Source organism: Streptomyces sp. NPDC085946 (genome assembly GCF_044540485.1).
GTDB lineage: Bacteria > Actinomycetota > Actinomycetes > Streptomycetales > Streptomycetaceae > Streptomyces.
In genome coordinates this window covers 1-16,765 of record NZ_JBITSF010000051.1, presented here as the reverse complement: position 1 = coordinate 16,765, position 16,765 = coordinate 1, and the positions used below count along the sequence as shown (strand labels likewise).

Annotated in this window: 15 protein-coding genes and 2 pseudogenes; 11 read left to right on the top strand and 6 right to left on the bottom strand. The window is 66.2% G+C overall.

The window, feature by feature from the left end; all coding sequences use genetic code 11:
* Positions 1 to 298: 298 nt before the first annotated feature.
* Positions 299 to 2,254: a hypothetical protein gene (locus ACIF8T_RS39800; RefSeq protein ID WP_400042293.1), complete on the top strand. Its 1,956-nt coding sequence runs from the start codon at positions 299 to 301 to the stop codon at positions 2,252 to 2,254.
* A 77-nt stretch (positions 2,255 to 2,331) separates the two neighbouring features.
* On the opposite strand, the gene ACIF8T_RS39795 is transcribed toward ACIF8T_RS39800, so the two are convergent.
* From ACIF8T_RS39795 to ACIF8T_RS39785, 3 genes are all read right to left on the bottom strand, one after another.
* The gene (locus tag ACIF8T_RS39795) at positions 2,332 to 3,246 is read right to left on the bottom strand and encodes a hypothetical protein (protein WP_400042291.1); all 915 of its coding nucleotides are present in this window, start codon (positions 3,244 to 3,246) and stop codon (positions 2,332 to 2,334) included.
* 108 nt (positions 3,247 to 3,354) lie between these two features.
* Positions 3,355 to 3,675, bottom strand: coding sequence for a replication initiation protein, RepL2 (locus ACIF8T_RS39790; protein ID WP_400042289.1), 321 nt, complete (start codon positions 3,673 to 3,675; stop codon positions 3,355 to 3,357).
* Between the two features lie 68 nt (positions 3,676 to 3,743).
* Positions 3,744 to 3,902, bottom strand: coding sequence for a hypothetical protein (locus ACIF8T_RS39785; RefSeq protein WP_400042288.1), 159 nt, complete (start codon positions 3,900 to 3,902; stop codon positions 3,744 to 3,746).
* Positions 3,903 to 3,959: 57 nt separating this feature from the next.
* On the opposite strand from ACIF8T_RS39785, the gene ACIF8T_RS39780 reads away from it, so the two are divergent.
* The 10 genes and pseudogenes from ACIF8T_RS39780 (at position 3,960) to ACIF8T_RS39735 (ending at position 13,615) form a co-directional block, all read left to right on the top strand.
* Positions 3,960 to 4,484: a Fic family protein gene (locus tag ACIF8T_RS39780; protein ID WP_400042286.1), complete on the top strand. Its 525-nt coding sequence runs from the start codon at positions 3,960 to 3,962 to the stop codon at positions 4,482 to 4,484.
* A gap of 154 nt (positions 4,485 to 4,638) precedes the next feature.
* Positions 4,639 to 5,493, top strand: a complete 855-nt coding sequence (locus ACIF8T_RS39775; protein ID WP_400042285.1) for an IS5 family transposase — start codon at positions 4,639 to 4,641, stop codon at positions 5,491 to 5,493.
* Positions 5,490 to 5,894, top strand: a complete 405-nt coding sequence (locus ACIF8T_RS39770; RefSeq protein WP_400042283.1) for a hypothetical protein — start codon at positions 5,490 to 5,492, stop codon at positions 5,892 to 5,894. Before ACIF8T_RS39775 ends, ACIF8T_RS39770 begins: the two co-directional genes overlap by 4 nt.
* 130 nt (positions 5,895 to 6,024) lie before the next feature.
* Positions 6,025 to 6,273 (top strand): annotated as a pseudogene (locus ACIF8T_RS39765) (transposase); the annotation flags it as partial.
* 707 nt (positions 6,274 to 6,980) lie between these two features.
* Positions 6,981 to 7,793, top strand: coding sequence for an RICIN domain-containing protein (locus ACIF8T_RS39760; protein ID WP_400042281.1), 813 nt, complete (start codon positions 6,981 to 6,983; stop codon positions 7,791 to 7,793).
* A gap of 1,791 nt (positions 7,794 to 9,584) precedes the next feature.
* On the top strand, positions 9,585 to 10,586 hold the full coding sequence (locus tag ACIF8T_RS39755) for a bifunctional DNA primase/polymerase (RefSeq protein ID WP_400042279.1): 1,002 nt from the start codon (positions 9,585 to 9,587) through the stop codon (positions 10,584 to 10,586).
* Positions 10,583 to 12,106, top strand: a complete 1,524-nt coding sequence (locus tag ACIF8T_RS39750; RefSeq protein ID WP_400042277.1) for a phage/plasmid primase, P4 family — start codon at positions 10,583 to 10,585, stop codon at positions 12,104 to 12,106. Before ACIF8T_RS39755 ends, ACIF8T_RS39750 begins: the two co-directional genes overlap by 4 nt.
* Entirely contained in the window at positions 12,103 to 12,504 is a 402-nt protein-coding gene (locus ACIF8T_RS39745; protein WP_400042275.1) for a DUF6009 family protein, read from the top strand. Before ACIF8T_RS39750 ends, ACIF8T_RS39745 begins: the two co-directional genes overlap by 4 nt.
* A 327-nt stretch (positions 12,505 to 12,831) precedes the next feature.
* Positions 12,832 to 13,164 carry a hypothetical protein gene (locus ACIF8T_RS39740; protein WP_400042273.1) on the top strand — a complete coding sequence of 111 codons (333 nt, stop codon included), beginning with the start codon at positions 12,832 to 12,834 and terminating at the stop codon, positions 13,162 to 13,164.
* A 223-nt stretch (positions 13,165 to 13,387) separates the two neighbouring features.
* A complete protein-coding gene (locus ACIF8T_RS39735) occupies positions 13,388 to 13,615 on the top strand; it encodes a hypothetical protein (RefSeq protein WP_400042271.1) in 228 nt (75 codons plus the stop codon).
* 218 nt (positions 13,616 to 13,833) lie between these two features.
* Here the strand turns inward: ACIF8T_RS39735 and groL are convergent, their stop codons facing one another.
* The 3 genes and pseudogenes from groL to ACIF8T_RS39720 all read right to left on the bottom strand — a co-directional run.
* Positions 13,834 to 15,450 carry a chaperonin GroEL gene (gene groL / locus ACIF8T_RS39730; protein ID WP_400042269.1) on the bottom strand — a complete coding sequence of 539 codons (1,617 nt, stop codon included), beginning with the start codon at positions 15,448 to 15,450 and terminating at the stop codon, positions 13,834 to 13,836.
* Between the two features lie 201 nt (positions 15,451 to 15,651).
* A complete protein-coding gene (gene grpE / locus ACIF8T_RS39725) occupies positions 15,652 to 16,194 on the bottom strand; it encodes a nucleotide exchange factor GrpE (RefSeq protein ID WP_400042267.1) in 543 nt (180 codons plus the stop codon).
* 2 nt (positions 16,195 to 16,196) lie between these two features.
* Positions 16,197 to 16,676 (bottom strand): annotated as a pseudogene (locus tag ACIF8T_RS39720) (Hsp70 family protein); the annotation flags it as partial.
* Positions 16,677 to 16,765 lie beyond the last annotated feature (89 nt).

The window sequence follows — 16,765 nt, the reverse complement described above, 5'->3', positions numbered from 1 at the left end:
AGCCCACCACCCTGCGGATATCTCACACAACAGGCATACCGCGACGATCACACATCGTCAGCCCTCAACGACATCACGCCGCAAAGGTCAGTAGCTCCGGTTGAAGAAGAACCTTCCAGATTGGGTGCGTTGCCTGGTGATGATCACGCCGCGTAGGAAAGGGAGCAGCACGACACATACCAGTAACGTCCTGCCCCCGGTTTGAGGGAAGGCAGGGCCGAAGGGACATGTCTTGTTCGGAAGGTCTAGAACCAGAAGGAAACACGCTCTCTCGCGGTTAGCCGTCGGCACGGCGGCCATGCTGCTGTTCAGCGCCGGCGGTGCAGCCAGTGCGGTCGAGACGGCTCCGGCCGCCCAACCCGACCCCAACGCCGCCCCCTCGACCCGGCCCGCTGCCGGGCCGGAGAAGACCACGCGAGCGGCTGCCGCGGGGGCGCGGCCGGTGTCGGGGAAGAGCCCGACGGCTGCGCCTCTGTCACGGAATGCTGCGCCTGGCGGATTCCAGCGGGTGACGTCTCAGAAGGTCCAGCTCAAAAACAAGGTGACCGACGCGGACGGGGACAAGTCGACGCTGACGTTTGAGGTATGGACCGCTGATGCGGCAGGCAACCCGCTGAAGAAGGTGAGCATCGACGACAATGAGTGGGGGGTCATCGTCTCCCCTTACGTGGCGTCGGGGACGACGGTCACGGTGGATGTGCCGGTGGGCAAGCTGGCACTGAACACGAACTATGTCTTCCACACGTCGGCGTTCGACGGCTCCCTGTACGAAACGTCGTGGTCGCCGTGGGCGAAGTTCCGCATTGAGCTGCCCGTTGATCTGACGCTGCCGACGCCCGACTACAGTGCGCCCGATCCGACGTCGCTGAACACGCCGCCGAACTACTACCAGACGAAGCCGCTAGGTTCGGCCGGTACGTCGCTGTCTGCACGCTCGTCGGAGTCGGCGGTGGAGCAGTGCAGCGAGGCGGATGCGGACGGCCGTCAAGTGTGCTTCGGCAAGTCGACGCCGGTGGCCAACGGCAAGGCGCCCAAGAGCGGGGCGAGGACTGGAGATGTGGCGGCGACGGCCGGGGTGGAGTGGTGTAACACCGACTTCGAAAGCATCCTCGCTACCCGGTTCATCGAGTGCGATGTCAGGTCGGTGCCGGTTTACATCCGCATGGACGGCACGATCCAGGCCACTGCTCGCTTCATGTTTCTGCGGATGCTTCAGCTCGATGGGCAGAACAGCTTCACCGAGCACCTGACCATCGAGCCCGCGCAGCAGATTCCCCCCGCGTTCCTTGAGATCAACTTCGTAGGTGTGGAGCACCTGTGCCAGGGGTCGTGTACGCCGCATGAGCCTGATTCCAGCGCATGGACGGGAAAGACGTGGTGGGTGCCGGGCGAGATGCATTCCGCGTCACTGACCACCTCGTACACGTGGGACGCCTCGGTTGCCGGTAAGACGTACCTGTACAAGCCGGATGTGAAGATCGACGCAAACATTCTGCCTGCGGACGGGAGGATCCGCCCGTTCATGACTGGCTACCAGTGGTCTTTGGACTACGACGGCGGCACGGAGGATCTCGACCAAATCCGATGCGACACCACCGACGCCGGGCCGGGCACGGGCTGTGTGTTCGTCAACCACGCGCCCACCTACATCTTCAACGCCAAGGCTTTTCCACAAGCCGCAGCGCACGCATGGCTGATCCAGAAAGCCACTCCCAAGCACCCGGGTTCGCTGGCCGATCAAAAGCCCCTCTACTACATGGGCGACAGTGCGCAGAACTCCCGTAACCGTAACCGGATCTGCCCCACCGGGTGGGCCGCGGCGAACGGGGACGCCTCCGCCCTGGTGGACGCGGCCGACGCGCTGAACTGTGATGAGTTCGCGTTCGCCTCCTCCTACAACAGCGGCGGCATGTCGTCCACTGAAGGCGGCCTGAACCCCGCCCTGCTCCCGGGCGGGACCACGCCGACGGGTGCGGCCTGTATTGGCACTTACGCCAAGAAGCACGGCAGCATGGTCCACCTGTTCTCACTGAACGGCACCGACCCCACATTCAGCGAGGTGTGCGGCCGGTCGGCTATCTCCGGCATGCACAACCAGGAATCCATGGGCAACCACTTCGCGACGTTCATGCGGGACATGCGGATCATGGACAAGGATGCGTACTGGCTGGACACGCGGATGGATGACGGCGGCACCTGCAAGTACGGCATCGGCGGCGGTCAGCCGGTGATCTGCAAGCTGGCCGCGGAGTAACACCCCTGGCCTCAATGGCATTGGCCCCCCACCCTGCGATCAGGGTGGGGGGCCGGTCTCATGTGCGCGGCAGACGGTCAGGCCGGGGCGATAAGGACGCCGGGGAGTTCGCCGGCCTTCACGTCATTCTGGTCGATGGTTACGCCCGTGTAAGCGCCCACGGCGGTGAACACCAGCTCGGGCAGGCGCTCGCCATGCTCTTCGAAGTATGCGACGACTTCGGTCTCACTGGCCTCGGGCATCGAGGGGAACACCGCGCCCGTGGCCCTGAGAGCGGCATCAAGGGCCGAGCCCTGCCCGGTGTCGGTGCCGAAGTCAGCCCGGTACGCACAGGCATCAGGTGCATGGATGATCACAGCTGGAGGGCTGAACCGGTTGGCGGTCAGGCAGAGAATTTCCTCTCCCTCGCAGGGAAGCATCGACTCGACCTTGCCTTGGTAGCCGGTCGCCCAGGTTGCCATGCCCCAGTCCTCCAGCACGTACGTCCACTCACCGCACGTGCCGTACATGGCGCGGTTGAGGTGGGGGGAGGGCCTGCCCAATTGCCCGGCCGGTGCGCGCAGCTCCCTACACGGGGCGCGTGCGGCTAGCTCGTCAAAGTCAGCGCCTAGGTTGATGAGAAACTCGTCCGTCTCCACGCCTCGGGCCAGGGTCAGCGAGATGCCACCGAGCATGCCGGGCATAGCTGATAAAGGGGTGTGGTGGTGTGCGCCTATCCACGCGATGCCGTCACTCATGCCGATCAGAGTATCGGCCTGGTACTGGCGGTAGCGGGCGATGAAGTGCAGCTCGTCCGGCCAGCCGACCGGGTCCATGGCCTCGATGCTGGCCCGGGCGTCCGCTGGCGTCTGGTAGCCGGCGCGCATGGCATTGATGCGATAGACGCCGTTGCGTTGCTTCGTCACCAGGTGGGGGAGTGTCAGCTCTTGCAGGCCAAAGGTGGAGCTGCGGAAGCCCAGGCTCAGCAGGGCGGCGATCTGGTTCTGGCTCATCTACACTCACCTGCCGGACTCGCTGCGCTGGGGCAGGGCCAGCAGAGCGCGGTAGAAAGCACAGCGACCTGACTCAAGAGTCGGGTCACTTAGCTTGTAGCTAACAGGTCAGCTACCTACCGCGTGGAGATGCCGACCGCCGGCATCTCCTATCTTCGTGGGGCTGAGCCGGTACACCTTCACCGTGCCGATGCTGCCGCGTTCCTCCAGCCAGCCCTCTTCGACCAGCTCGCGCCGGGTCCGGGAGAAGACCGGTAGCCTCATGCCCGCGATCTCGGCCAGCTTCGTCGCACGGGTCATGACCGTGCCGTCAGGGTTCTGTTCGGACGACGTGTACAACATGACCATGATCCGCTGGTTCGGCGTGAGGGTGCCGCCCGTCATCCTCAGCAGCCGCTGAACGTCGTCGCCGTTGTTGACGCTGGTCATGCCTCGTCGCCCCTCTTGGTCTTCCGCCGGTGGTCTCGCGGCTGTCGCACCGTGGTCTCCGGCGGATTTCAGTCCTTCACGGCCTCGCGGTGTGCAAAGCCGCTGCCGATGAACGCCAGGTACGGCGTGCAGCGGTAGAACCTCGTACGGCCGAGGCCACCTGCCTCAATAAGCAGCCGGGCTGCCTTCAGCACTTTCACGGTACGGGTGAGCGTATCGGGGCTCATCCCGAGTTCCTTTCACATGATGGCGCGGCAGAGGATATACGCGCCTTCGACAGCGCCTTGGATCCCGTCCGCGCAGAGGGCCTGCTGGCTGCTTTGGAGCTGCTTCGAGCCGACGCAGCGCGCGGCGCTCTTTTTGACTTCCAACTGCTCCAGCACTGGCAACAGCACGTTTTAGGCACACCGCAGCCGCCGGTGTTCCGTAACCTGCCAGCCTTCGCCAAGGGGAGCCGGGAACGCTACGGCATTGACCCGGACATCCAAACCCGTCTTGACACCTTTCTGGCCGAAAGCTCGCACCGTACTGAGCTGCCCCTTCCCCTCACCGCCCGGGCCGCACGCGCCTATCTCGACGTGTGTTTCTTCCACCCATTCAACGATGGCAACGCCCGGTCCGCCTTCCTCACCCTCGTGTTCGTCCTCGCCCGCGAAGACGTCGCGCTCGACGAGGTCAGCCTGCTGTGTTGCGTCACTTTCCAGGCCGACGAGCCGCAAGACGCGCTAGCCCTTACGCGATACATTGACATCCCCTCTCACCGACCCGACGCAACACAGCCTCCCTCAACTGCTAGCGATTGTGCTTGAAGGCACTGACAAGACCATCTGAGTTGCTCGATCCCCGCCGTAAAGGTCTCAGAGGACGTTAAGTCCCTTTCCTGGTGATGTGGTGTCGCTCATTCGTGGGTGATGGGACGGTTCTGCCGTCGCCTCATGTCGTGTGCATGATGGGGTCGCGGGCATGGAACGGATGTCGTACGCAACCGACTTGTCCGACGAGCAGTGGGCGTTGATCGAGCCGCTGGTCACCGCGTGGAAGCAGGAGCGGGTGGCGCGGTCGGCGACCGGGGACCCGGGCTCCTGCGACCTGCGTGAGGTCGTGAACGCGCTGCTCTACCAGAACCGGACCGGCTGTCAGTGGCGGCTCCTGCCGCACGACCTCCCGGCCTGGTCGGCGGTGTTCTACTACTTCACCTTGTGGCGCCAGGACGGCCTTGACCAGCGGATCCAGGAGATCCTGCGCTGCCAGGTGCGGGAGCGGTCCAGACGATTAGAGGACCCGTCCCTGGTAATCATCGACACCCAGTCCGTCCGCGTGGCGGCCGGGGTGCCGAAGGAGACGACGGGACTGGACGCGAACAAGAAGACGCCCGGCAGGAAGCGGGGGCTCGCCGTCGATGTGCTGGGCCTGATCATCGGCGTGGTGGTCCTGGCCGCGAGCGCGCACGACAACGAGGCCGGCATCGCCCTGCTGGACCAGGCGGCCGAACGATGCGGGATGCGCCTGGAGAAGGTCCTGGTCGACCAGGGCTTCAAGGACGCCGTGACCATCCACGGGGCGGTGAAGGACATCACCGTCGAGGTGGTCCGGCGCAACCCCGACGACGAGGGCAAGGGCTTCGTCCCGCAACCGAAGCGGTGGGTGGTCGAGCAGGTCAACGGCACCCTCATGCTGCACCGGCGCCTGGCCCGCGACTACGACCACCGGCCCGACAACGCGGCCTCCCGCGTCTACTGGGCCTCCACCGCCGGCATGCTCCGCCGCCTCACCATCCCCGCCCCCACCTGGCGGGACGACGTGGAGCTGGCAGCGTGAACGTCAGCGAACTCCTGCGGCTGCTGCAGACCGAACACGATGAGACCGCCACCCGCGCCGGCAACCTGCGTGAGCAGATCGAGCAGCTCACCACCGCCCTCGCCGAGACCGAAGCCCGCCTGGTCGAGCTCGCAGCCACCCGCAAAGTCATCGACGGCCTCACCCCACCCGACCACGCACCGGCCCCCGCGGAGACCGCCACCGCCACCGTCTACCAGCGCATCGTGAGCACGTTCAACGAGCACCCCGCGAAGGTGTTCCGCGTCCATGACCTGCACGAGCACCTCGGTCTGCCCACCGACGAGCCCTCGATTAACGTCACCCGCTCCCGCCTGGGACGACTCGTCCGCCAAGGACTCCTCGAACAACCCGGACGCGGCCGCTACCAGAAACGGACTTAACGCCCTCTCAGAAGACGACGGAGCACCGGAGCGATGGCATCCCGCTGTGTGGTGTAGGGAATCTTTGCGGCAGAGCGGGCAGGGTCTACTCCTGGAGTGCACCCTCTGCCTGTGACTGCTCTCTGCTCAACGGGCGGGCAGTTTCTTCCCCAGCCTGCTGGAGCGTCAGCGGCATCTCGATCAGGCCCTCTACGCGGTCGTCATGGAGGCCTACGTCCACGGCCTCTGCACTCGCTCCGTCGACGACCTGGCCAAGGCCCTGGGCTCGGGCGCCGGGATATCCAAAAGCAAGGTCTCCCGGATCTGCACGGAGCTGGACGAACAGCCGGAAGCGTTCCGGACGCGTCCGCTGGAGCACATCCACTTTTCCTACCTGTTCGAGCGGTCCGCGGAGTTCGGCGGTGCCTGTTGACGACGCCTGTGCTCGAGCAGGCCAAAGCCCTTGCCTCAACCTCCCGTTCACACGGGTCGGGCAGTATGTCGGCGGCGCACCGCCGTACCGGTTGCGGAACACCACGAGCGTGCGGCCGCTACCCGGCTGAAAACCGGGAGATCGAAGGAGAACGAAGGATGTCACGCCAGAAGAGGTCAGGCGGCGGCGCGTCCGTCCACGCGGCCGGCACCGACAGCGGGCCATCGGTCCGCCGCGCGGTGGCGCTGCCCCTGGTGGGCGACGACGCGGAACGGACCCTGCTGCCCGCCCAGCGCCGCAGCACGGCAGCCGCCGGCGTCACCGCCGCCACAGCCGAAAGCCCTGGAAGGGGCGACGAAACGGGGAGGGCCGACGGGAACGGCCGGGACCAGACGGAGACACCCTCCACTGCCATGACCCAGTCCGGAAGGACCTCGGCTGCGAACGAGCCGAAAGAACGGGAGGCGGCAGCGGAACCGGGAGAGGACCGCCGGGAGCGACCGGAGACAGGGACGGACACCAGCGCGCCGACCCCCGCCGCGTCACCGGACGGGACCGGAGGCCTCCTGGCCGGACTGGCCGCTGTACTCGGCAACTCCCGCCGGTCCGGCGGCGCCGGGCAAGGGGGCGACAACGGTGACGGCGAGGGTGAGCTGGGGCGGCCGAAGGCCCCCATGCTGACCGCCGCCGGAATCGCCGGGGTAGTCCTGATGGCCGTACCGCTGCTGGTCATGACCGGCGACGACCGGGACGAGCAGCCCGAGGGCCAGGCCACCGCGGCTGCCGGTCCCTGGGCGCTGCACGACGAGCAGGAGGCACAGCAGCCGCCACACTCCTACGCCGCGGAGTCCCCGAAGGACGACGCTCCGGCCGGTTTGTCAAAGGACAAGGACAGCGACGACGGGAAACATGGGAAGGACACGGAGGGCGGGAAGGGAACGAAGGACCAGGAGCAGGGGAAGGACGACGGCAAGGCAGCTCCGGAAATCTCCGCCAGCAGTGCAAGCCCGCAAGTCGTTTTGCCGAAGGAGAAGGCGGACGCGGCAGAGGAACCGGTCCGGCAGACCGAGAGGAAAACGGACCAGACGGTCTCTGTCGTGACCACCCGCATCGTCAACGCCGACACCGGCAAGTGCCTCACCGCGAGTTCCCGGGGAGCCGGGGCGGGACTGCTCATCCAGCCCTGCGGAGCTTTACAGGGTACCCAGGTCTGGTCTTTCCACGACAACGACCGCACCCTGCGCATCGGCGAGGACCTGTGTATGGGGCTGGACGGCGGCTCGGTGAAGGAGGGCACGGCAATACTCCTGCAGCGGTGCGACGGGTCGGACGGGCAGAAGTTCAAGATCAACGCTACCGAGGACCTGGTGTCGCTCAAAGCCGGCAACAAGTGCGCCGACGTGTGGTGGGGCAAGGAGGCCAACGGCACGCCGGTGAAGTTGTGGCCCTGCACCGGTACCGCCAATCAGACCTGGCGGCGCGCCTGACCCATCCCTCGGCCTCGGAGGGCCGCCATGCCCCGGCCGCCCGGAGCATGAGCGTATGACAGATCCCGGACGTTCCTGCACATTGCGTGCGAGCGCTCGGGGCCTGTCCTCGTATGTGACGCATAGTCCCGCTACCGCGTCGGTTCATCGGCTCGGTGAAGTGTCGGAATGGCATCCCACTGTGTGACGTAGGGGATCTTTACGGCAGAGTGGGCAGGGTCTGCTCCTGGAGTGCACCGTCTGCCAGTGACTGCTCTCTGGTCAACGGGCAGGGCACCGTACAGCCTGTCCTGTGCCCCCCAAAGAACTCCACGGACTGCTCCTCAGGCAGCCCGGCAAGGACCGCGCCAACGTCGGGGTTCAGGTCTGGCCAGACGATGGGCAGGGCACGCCGGCGAGACCGGCGCGCACCGCGTCGAAATTTTCCGCCGTGAGGCGGTGCCAGCGTGCGGCGTTGCGGACGTGGGCCTCCTCCAAGAGCACCATCTGCCGTGAGGGCGGCGTTGTGCGCACATGCGCCCAGAAGTCCTCGTCGGTGGCCCCGTCACCTCTGATTCCTCCACTTTGCCGCGTAGGGCGAAGCCGTCAGCGGTTCTGGGAAGAGGCTGAGTTCCCATGTACGGGCCACGGCGTCCGCGCAGGGCCGGGCACTGCTCACGTATATGTGCTGATCCCGCTCGGCGTGCACGGTGAATACGTCCCCTTTTCTCCAGTCGGCACCAGGCACCCTGGTGGCGAGGCATGGTCCGGACCAGCTCCAGAGCGACCGGAAGGGGGGCCTCGGCCCCGTCGTGGTAGCTGGTGAGGTCGGGCGGGAAGAGCTCGCCAAGGCCGTATCCCTCAATGGGCGGCTCCACTCCGAAGTGGACGAAGTCAGTGACCGCGGGTTCGTGGATCTCCAGCGGGTCGATGCCTGGGGCTTCCGCGAAGGCGGCGATTGCCGCCAGGTATGCCGCCTCAACCCTCGGGGAAAGGGATACGGGCCAGAGCGGGAGGGGTGTGGTCCGGTGTTCAGTCGCTTCAGTCGCTTGGGTCGCTGCGGCCGGCCTTGGCCGAGCGACTGAAGGTCAGCGACTCAGCGACTCTTCGGTCGCTGCTTCAGAGCGGCGAAAAACCGCAGGTCAGAGGGCCATCGATCAGAACACAGCGACTGAAGCGACCCACGTCGGGGAAAGGGATACGGGCCAGAGCGGGAGGGGTGTGGTCCGGTGTTCAGTCGCTTCAGTCGCTTCAGTCGCTTGGGTCGCTGCGGCCGGCCTTGGCCGAGCGACTGAAGGTCAGCGACTCAGCGACTCTTCGGTCGCTGCTTCAGAGCGGCGAAAAACCGCAGGTCAGAGGGCCATCGATCAGAACACAGCGACTGAAGCGACTGAAGTTCCAGGTATATGAAGACATTCGTGTGCGCGTGTGTGCGTTATATATAGGAAGCTTCAGTCGCTTCAGTCGCTGATTCAAGAGCTGGACCACCTCTGACCTGCTCTTTCTCTTACGCCCGGGGGTAGCGACCGAAGCCAGTCTGGTCGCTACCCGTCTCCTACAGTCGCTGGCAGGCCATCATCCGGTCCCATCATCGACACGGCAGCGCGGACTTTTCGCACATGGTCCACAACCTCATCAGCAAGGTTCGCTAGTCTGTGTCCATCGTTGAGTCGCTTCGGTCGCTAACAAGGGGTACAGATGCCTGCTGAGCTGCGGTTTCCTCGCAGCGACTCATGGCAGCCTGCCCCCGAGCCTTCAGTCGCTGAGCTGTCGCTGGCTACCGCCCGGTGGTGCGCGCGCCGAGGCTGGCCTGTGCATCCCCTCGCTGCAGGTCGCAAAACGCCTGCCGCGAACTGCAGCGACTGTCGAGACAACCCCCACCCGCCTGCCGCGTGTGCATGCCTACCAGCAGGTCGCTGGTGTCACGGCTTTCATGCCGCAACTCTCGACCAGGACCGCATCCAGCAGTGGTGGGGCGCCAACCCCGAGTTCGGCATTGGTGTCTCCTGCGGCCCAGCAGGCCTGATCGTCCTCGATATCGACGCCCACCCTGCGCAGCCGCCCACGCGAGACCGGATCCTGCCCGGTATCCCCATCGCCGACCACGTCGACCTCACGGGCCTGGCCAACGGTTTCCACACTCTCGCCGTCCTGGCCGCGCTGCGAGGCCAGCCCAGCCCCGCCGAGGACACAACGACCCTGCGCGTACGTACCCCCTCCGGAGGTATGCACGTTTGGTACCGGGCCGGAGACGGCCGCCGCTGGCAATCCTCCGTAGGCTCCAGCCCTAATCGCGCCTTGGCCTGGCAGGTCGACATCCGCGCCCATGGCAGCTACATCATTGCCCCCGGCACTACCACCCGCCAGGGCACCTACACCCCTGTCGGCGACGCCCGGGAGCCGGCCGCCCTCCCCTTCTGGCTTGCCCAGGAACTCGAGCGCACCGGTCACCTGCCCGCCCTCAACACTCCCGCACCCAGGCCAGTCCCACCGCGTGCCCGGCAGGCAGTCCTCGCCGCAGGCGGCGGCCGCGACCGTCTGCAGCACACCCTTGAAACTGTGCTGGCTCCCGTGCAAGCGTGCAGCCAGGTGGCCGAAGGCGCTGGATTCTCCGACACTCTCAACCGCGCTGCTTACACCCTCGGAGGGCTCATCGCCGCTGGCCGCCTGCCCCAGGAAGAAGCCGAACAAGCCCTTAAGGAAGCCGCCCTCGCCGCCCGGCCCGGACAGGAGCGGCGTATCGACCAGATCATTCGCAGCGGCCTGACCGCCGGGCTCAAGCGCCCCCTGCACGGCAACGGGAGGCGCTCATGACGTCGCCCAAACCAGAGATGCTCTTCGAGTTCGACCCCGAAGCCGTGGCCGCTCAGATTCGCGCCCAGGGCCCCGCCGCCGTGCCACGCCCCACCCAGACCGGCACCAGCCACACCCCAGCCGGTGAGGCAACCCCGGACGGGCTGCTGCCCGACACGCTCACCGACCGCGGCAATGCCAAGCTGTTCGTCAGGCTCTACGCCAACGACTACCGGCATGTACCCGGCATCGGCTGGTACCGCTGGGACACCACCCGCTGGCAGATCGACGAAGACGACACCGTCCTATGGGCGGCCGGCGACCTCGCCGAAGCCATCGCCACCCATGACCCCCGCGGCGTCTACACCACCACCGCCCTGCAGCAGCACCGCCGCCGCGCCCTGTCCACCACCGGCATCAACGCCATGCTCACCCAGGCCAAATCTGCCCCAGGCATGGTCCTCAATGCTGCCCTCCTGGACGCCGATCCCTACGCCCTGTGCACCCCCGACGGCATCGTCGACCTGCGCACCGGACTGGTCAAAAACCCGGACCCCAACAAGGACTTCCACTCCCGCTCCACCGCCGTCGGCCCGCAGCACGTGCCCACCCCCCGCTGGCAAAGATTCCTGACCGACACCTTCGGCGACGACGCTGAAGGCCGGGAAATGATCGACTACCTGCAGCTGCTGCTCGGCTACTCCGTCACCGGCGACGTCGGCGGCCAGATCCTGCCCTTCCTCTTCGGCTCCGGCAAGAACGGCAAGTCCGTCCTGCTGGACGTCCTGATGAAACTCCTCGGCGACTACGCAGACGCCGCCCCACCCGGCTTCCTCATGGCCCGTCCCTACGAAGGCCACCCCACCGACCTCGCCGAACTCCACGGCCGCCGCGTCATCGTCTGCTCCGAGGTCAAGCCCGGCGACAAGTTCGACGAGGCACGAGTGAAATTGCTCACTGGTGGCGACCGGATCAAGGCACGCCGTATGCGGCAAGACTTTTTCAGTTTCGAGCCCACCCACAAGTTGTGGCTGCTGGGCAATCACCGCCCCGAAGTCGGCACTGGCGGGTTCGCCTTTTGGCGCCGCATGCGCCTGATCCCGTTCGAGCGGGTCGTCCCCGACCACCGCAAGATCGACAACCTGGCCGACATCCTCGTCACCGAGGAAGGCCCAGGCATCCTGGGCTGGCTCATCGACGGCGCCCGCCGCTATCTCGCCGGCGACCGCGACCTGACCGGCCCGGAACGCGTCCGCATTGCCACCACTGCCTACGCTGAAACCGAAGACCACACCGGCCGCTTCTACGAAGAATGCTGCGTCCTCGGCCCGGATCTGCGGGCCGAGCAGACGGCGCTCTACGCCGCTTACAAGACCTGGTGTCACAATGAAGGGGCACCTGTCATGTCCTCTAGGGCGTTCGCCGCCCGTACCCGGGAACTCGTGGGACTGGCCTCGCCCAAGGAGATGATCCTGTCCAACCAGCGCAAGCATTACCCCGGCATCGGACTGCTCACCGACCAGGAGAAGGACGGCTCATGAGCTCCCTGATCACCGAGGACGAGATCAGCCACGAGGCCGAGTTGGTGTGGCTAGAGGACATCGACGACCTCGACTATGTCCGCCAGAGCCTGGACCGGCTACCCACCCGCAAGGGCAGGCCCGCCTACCACCGCCCGGGCCGCATGGTCGGCTACGCCATTCTTAGCCAGCAGGCCAAAGCTTCTCGCGCATCCGGCACTTTCCGCCGCCGCGTCTTCTGGCTGCTGCCGCACGACCGTGACAGTGAACCCGACGGGTTGTATGCCAAGAGCGCTCCTGCCGAAGCCGTCGACCCGCGAACCCTCGAACCCTGTGTGAAGGGTTATAAGACGGAGCGATCGGAGGGTGGCCCGCCGTCGAGTGCCATGCAACAGCTAGGGATAACGCTGCCTCTGTAAGGGGAGGCGCTCGACCTTGTCAGAGGTCTATGCGAATGCGCTGCACGCCCTTCATGGCGCCGCTTGCAGATCGCCCCGCAGGTGCGTGCGTAGGTCCTACCGCGTGAAAGGCACCGCATGCACCTCCTCCGGCCAGCAAGGAGCGCCAGACCGTGAAGGGCCAGATGCAACCGGGCGCCCGTGAAACCGCCGCCCGGTTTAAGGGTTGACGCCTCTACGCGCTGAAGGTCCTGGCCGGCCAGTTGACCGACGACCCTGATATGGGCCAGCCCTCCGGGCTATCCGGCATCCTCACGGTAACGGTCGACGGCGACATGTTCGAGGGACATGTTCGAGGACTGTCCCGACCTGTCCGTCGGCTGTATACGCGAGCTCGATCGCATCGAAATCCGGTACCTGAAAGCCGCGCACTCCCTTGGGCGCTCTGCCGACACTTCCGACGAGGGGTCAGAGCAGGAGCAGCGTGCCGATCCTGCCGCTGCTGCGGTCACCCAGGAGAAATCGCCGACGCATGGCGGCGCGTCACCATCTGGCTCAAGCACCATGCACCCGACTCCTCTGCTGGGTTTCGCCTCTGCGGCATCCCCGCCGCGATCGCCGTCCTGGAAGAAGATCTCGGCACCCGGATACCCGTCGAACCGCGTGTTCTGCGGATGCTGACCGAAGCCGATGACGGGGCAATGACTGGGGCGGGGGGATGCCTCCCGGGCAATGAGGCTTTGATGCCCCAGAAGCCGTTGCTGCGGTCTACCGGTTGCAGACGGAGAAGCAGGCCGACGAAGACGTCGTCAACGCCGACCGGTGCGAAGAGGAGCGGATCACCGTATGAAAGCCCATCTGGATTCCGATCGTCACGCGCAGAGCGCTCAACACCATGTCGGGCTTGTTCCTGGACGCTGCGACCGGCTACCTGAGCCGCTGGTCCCTCCATGACGTCCCGTCCGCGGGAGAGGTCGATAGGTTGATCACCTACCTTGGAGAGACTGCCGACATGCTCGAACCCCTGACCCTGGCCACACGGAACAAGCCTTGGCTGATCGACGGAGCCCTGGTGCTGGCGTGTTGTCTCGATGCCGTGCTTCAAGACCAGTGGCAGCCCTGGACCGGCTGATCCACACGAGTTAGAGGGGACACGGCCCGCCAGGCTGATCCTCCAGCTCCCATTCCTGCTCGGAGCCCGTATGCGCGTCGATGGTGATCGGCGGCATCGGCTATCGACCGCGGCCTTGAACTCCATTACCAGCAGCGGTGGCGGTCTAGACCCGCTGGTGTGCGTAGCTGCGGCTGCCCCCCGACCGCAGGCCGGAGGGCAGATTGGGCCTCACTACCTCACAGATTGTCAGTATCTGAGGATGCCGGCTGCTTCTGTTCGGGCTTGTCGGCGATGACGGCTTCGGTGGTGAGGAACAGGCCAGCGATGGAGGCGGCGTTCTGCAGGGCGGAACGGGTGACCTTCGCAGGATCGATGATGCCGGCAGCGAGCATGTCGACCCACTCGCCGGTCGCGGCGTTCAGGCCGTGGCCGACGGGAAGGGCGCGGACCTTCTCCACCACAACGCCGCCTTCGAGGCCAGCGTTGTGCGCGATCTGCTTGAGCGGGGCGGTCACCGCGCGTCGCACCATCTCCATGCCGGTGCGTTCCTCGTCGTCCACCTCCAGCTTCTCGAATGCCTTCTCGGATGCCTGCAGAAGGGCGACACCGCCGCCGGGGACAATGCCTTCTTCGACGGCCGCCTTGGCGTTGCGGACGGCGTCCTCGATGCGGTGCTTGCGCTCCTTGAGCTCGACCTCGGTGGCGGCACCTGCCTTGATGACGGCCACGCCGCCGGCAAGCTTGGCCAGGCGCTCCTGGAGCTTCTCACGGTCGTAGTCGGAGTCGGAGCGTTCGATCTCGGCGTGGATCTGCTTGACCCTGCCCTCGATTGCGGTTTCGTCACCGGCGCCCTCCACGATGGTGGTGTCGTCCTTGGTGACGACCACCTTGCGGGCGCGGCCCAGGACGTCCAGGCCGGCGTTCTCCAGCTTCAGGCCGACCTCCTCGGAGACGACCGTGGCACCGGTGAGAACCGCCATGTCACCGAGCATGGCCTTGCGGCGGTCGCCGAAGCCCGGGGCCTTGACGGCGACGGATTTGAAGGTGCCGCGGATCTTGTTGACGACCAGGGTCGCCAGCGCCTCGCCCTCGACGTCCTCGGCGATGACCAGCAGCGGCCGGTTTTCCTTCATCACCTGCTCCAGCAGCGGGAGCAGGTCCTTCACCGCAGTGACCTTGGAGCCGACGAGCAGGATGTAAGGGTCCTCGAGGACTGCTTCCATGCGTTCGGCGTCGGTGACGAAATAGGGCGAGATATAGCCCTTGTCGAAGCGCATGCCTTCGGCGAGCTCCAGCTCCAGACCGAAGGTATTGGACTCCTCGACGGTGATGACGCCTTCCTTGCCGACCTTGTCCATGGCCTCGGCGATGAGCTCGCCAATCATCCGGTCGCCGCCCGCGGACACTGCGGCGGTGTTGGCGATCTCTTCCTTGGTCTCCAGCTCCTTGGCCTGCTCCAGCAGGGCGGCGGAGACGGCCTCGACGGCCTTGTCGATACCGCGCTTGAGGGCCATCGGGTTGGCGCCGGCGGCGACGTTGCGCAGGCCCTCGCGGACGAGCGCCTGGGCCAGGATGGTGGCGGTCGTCGTGCCGTCACCGGCGACGTCGTCCGTCTTCTTCGCTACTTCCTTGACCAGCTCGGCGCCGATCTTCTCGTACGGGTCCTCGAGCTCGATCTCCTTGGCGATGGAGACGCCGTCGTTGGTGATCGTGGGCGCGCCCCACTTCTTCTCGAGGACGACGTTGCGGCCCTTCGGGCCGAGCGTCACCTTCACGGCGTCCGCGAGCTGGTTCATGCCGCGCTCCAGCGCGCGGCGCGCCTCCTCCTCAAAGGCGATGATCTTGGCAGTCACGGTTGCGGCTCCTCCGCGTCAATCTCTGGAACGACGACGGCGGACCGGGGCGACGCCCGCGACGTTTCGCTCCTGCGGCCTTGAGCAAGGCCGCACGAGCACGTCACCCGACCCGGCCGTTAGCACTCACACAGGGAGAGTGCCAATTGTTCATGTAGCACTTACGGTGGTCCGGCGGCAAGCGGGTCTCTCGAATCCGGTTCAGTCGCGCGCGATGGGCAAGCGCGGCTGATCTGCAGGGGCCAAGGACGGTATGTCTTGGCCCCGCCCGTGCGTGTGCCGGGCGGGCCAGGGCGGGCCGGTGACCTCCACGTGGGCCGGGCGCAGCAGGTGGTCGCCGAGGCGGTAGCCGGGCCGGCGGACCGCCGAGCACACAAGGTGGTCGGCGTCGAGGGCGACGTGGTGTGTCAGGGCGTCGTGGCAGGCGGGGTCGAAGGGATCACCCACCCCGCCGAACGGCGTGACGCCCAGGGAGCCGAGCTGCTCACGCAGGCTGTCGGCGATGTTCTTCAGACCAGGGTTGAGCGGCTCGTGTGCGCACGCCTGGTCGACGGCGTCTACCACCGGCAGCAGCGCCCGGAGTACATTGGCCGCCGCGATCTCCCGTATGGCCAGACGGTCGCGCCGTACCCGCTTGCGGTAGTTGTCGTACTCGGCCTTGACCCGCTGCAGATCCGCGGTCCGCTCCTGAACCAGACGCCGCAGCTGTTCCACTTCGGTGCTCTGCGACCCGCTCACGGTCATCGTCAGCCTGCCTTCGGCTTGTTGTCGTCGACGATCTCGGCGTCCACCACGTCATCCTCGGCCGAACCTCCGACCGTGCCGCCTGGACCTGCCCCACTCTGACCGGCAGGCTGCTCAGTCCGCAACGTCTCGTACAGGGCCGTGCCGATCTTCTGGGCGGCCTGCGCGGTGTGGTCGACTGCCTGCCGGATCGCGGCGGTGTCCTCTCCCTTCAGCTTTTCCTTCAGATCGGCTAGCGACGTCTCCGTCTCGCTCTTCGCCTCGGCCGGGATCTTGTCTGCGTTGTCCTTGAGCAGCTTCTCGGTCGAGTAGACGAGCTGCTCGCCCTGATTGCGGGTCTCCGCTGCTTCACGACGCTGGCGATCCTCCTCGGCGTGCTGCTCGGCCTCGCGGACCATGCGGTCGATGTCCTCCCTGGGCAGCGCCGAGCCTCCGGTCACAGTCATCTTCTGCTCCCTGCCCGTCCCCAGGTCTTTAGACGTCGTCTCATTTGGTGAGTCTGCGGTAGCAGATGAGGCTGCAGGCGAGGGCGGTGAAGGCGAGGAAGTGTTCGGCCTTGCGTTCGTAGCGG

Coding starts and splice junctions, on each gene's coding strand:
- ACIF8T_RS39800 (WP_400042293.1), top strand. CDS start 299: ATGCTGCTGTTCAGCGCCGGCGGTGCAGCCAGTGCGGTCGAGACGGCT.
- ACIF8T_RS39795 (WP_400042291.1), bottom strand. CDS start 3,246: ATGAGCCAGAACCAGATCGCCGCCCTGCTGAGCCTGGGCTTCCGCAGC.
- ACIF8T_RS39790 (WP_400042289.1), bottom strand. CDS start 3,675: ATGACCAGCGTCAACAACGGCGACGACGTTCAGCGGCTGCTGAGGATG.
- ACIF8T_RS39785 (WP_400042288.1), bottom strand. CDS start 3,902: ATGAGCCCCGATACGCTCACCCGTACCGTGAAAGTGCTGAAGGCAGCC.
- ACIF8T_RS39775 (WP_400042285.1), top strand. CDS start 4,639: ATGGAACGGATGTCGTACGCAACCGACTTGTCCGACGAGCAGTGGGCG.
- ACIF8T_RS39760 (WP_400042281.1), top strand. CDS start 6,981: ATGCTGACCGCCGCCGGAATCGCCGGGGTAGTCCTGATGGCCGTACCG.
- ACIF8T_RS39750 (WP_400042277.1), top strand. CDS start 10,583: ATGACGTCGCCCAAACCAGAGATGCTCTTCGAGTTCGACCCCGAAGCC.
- ACIF8T_RS39745 (WP_400042275.1), top strand. CDS start 12,103: ATGAGCTCCCTGATCACCGAGGACGAGATCAGCCACGAGGCCGAGTTG.
- ACIF8T_RS39740 (WP_400042273.1), top strand. CDS start 12,832: ATGTTCGAGGACTGTCCCGACCTGTCCGTCGGCTGTATACGCGAGCTC.
- grpE (WP_400042267.1), bottom strand. CDS start 16,194: ATGACCGTGAGCGGGTCGCAGAGCACCGAAGTGGAACAGCTGCGGCGT.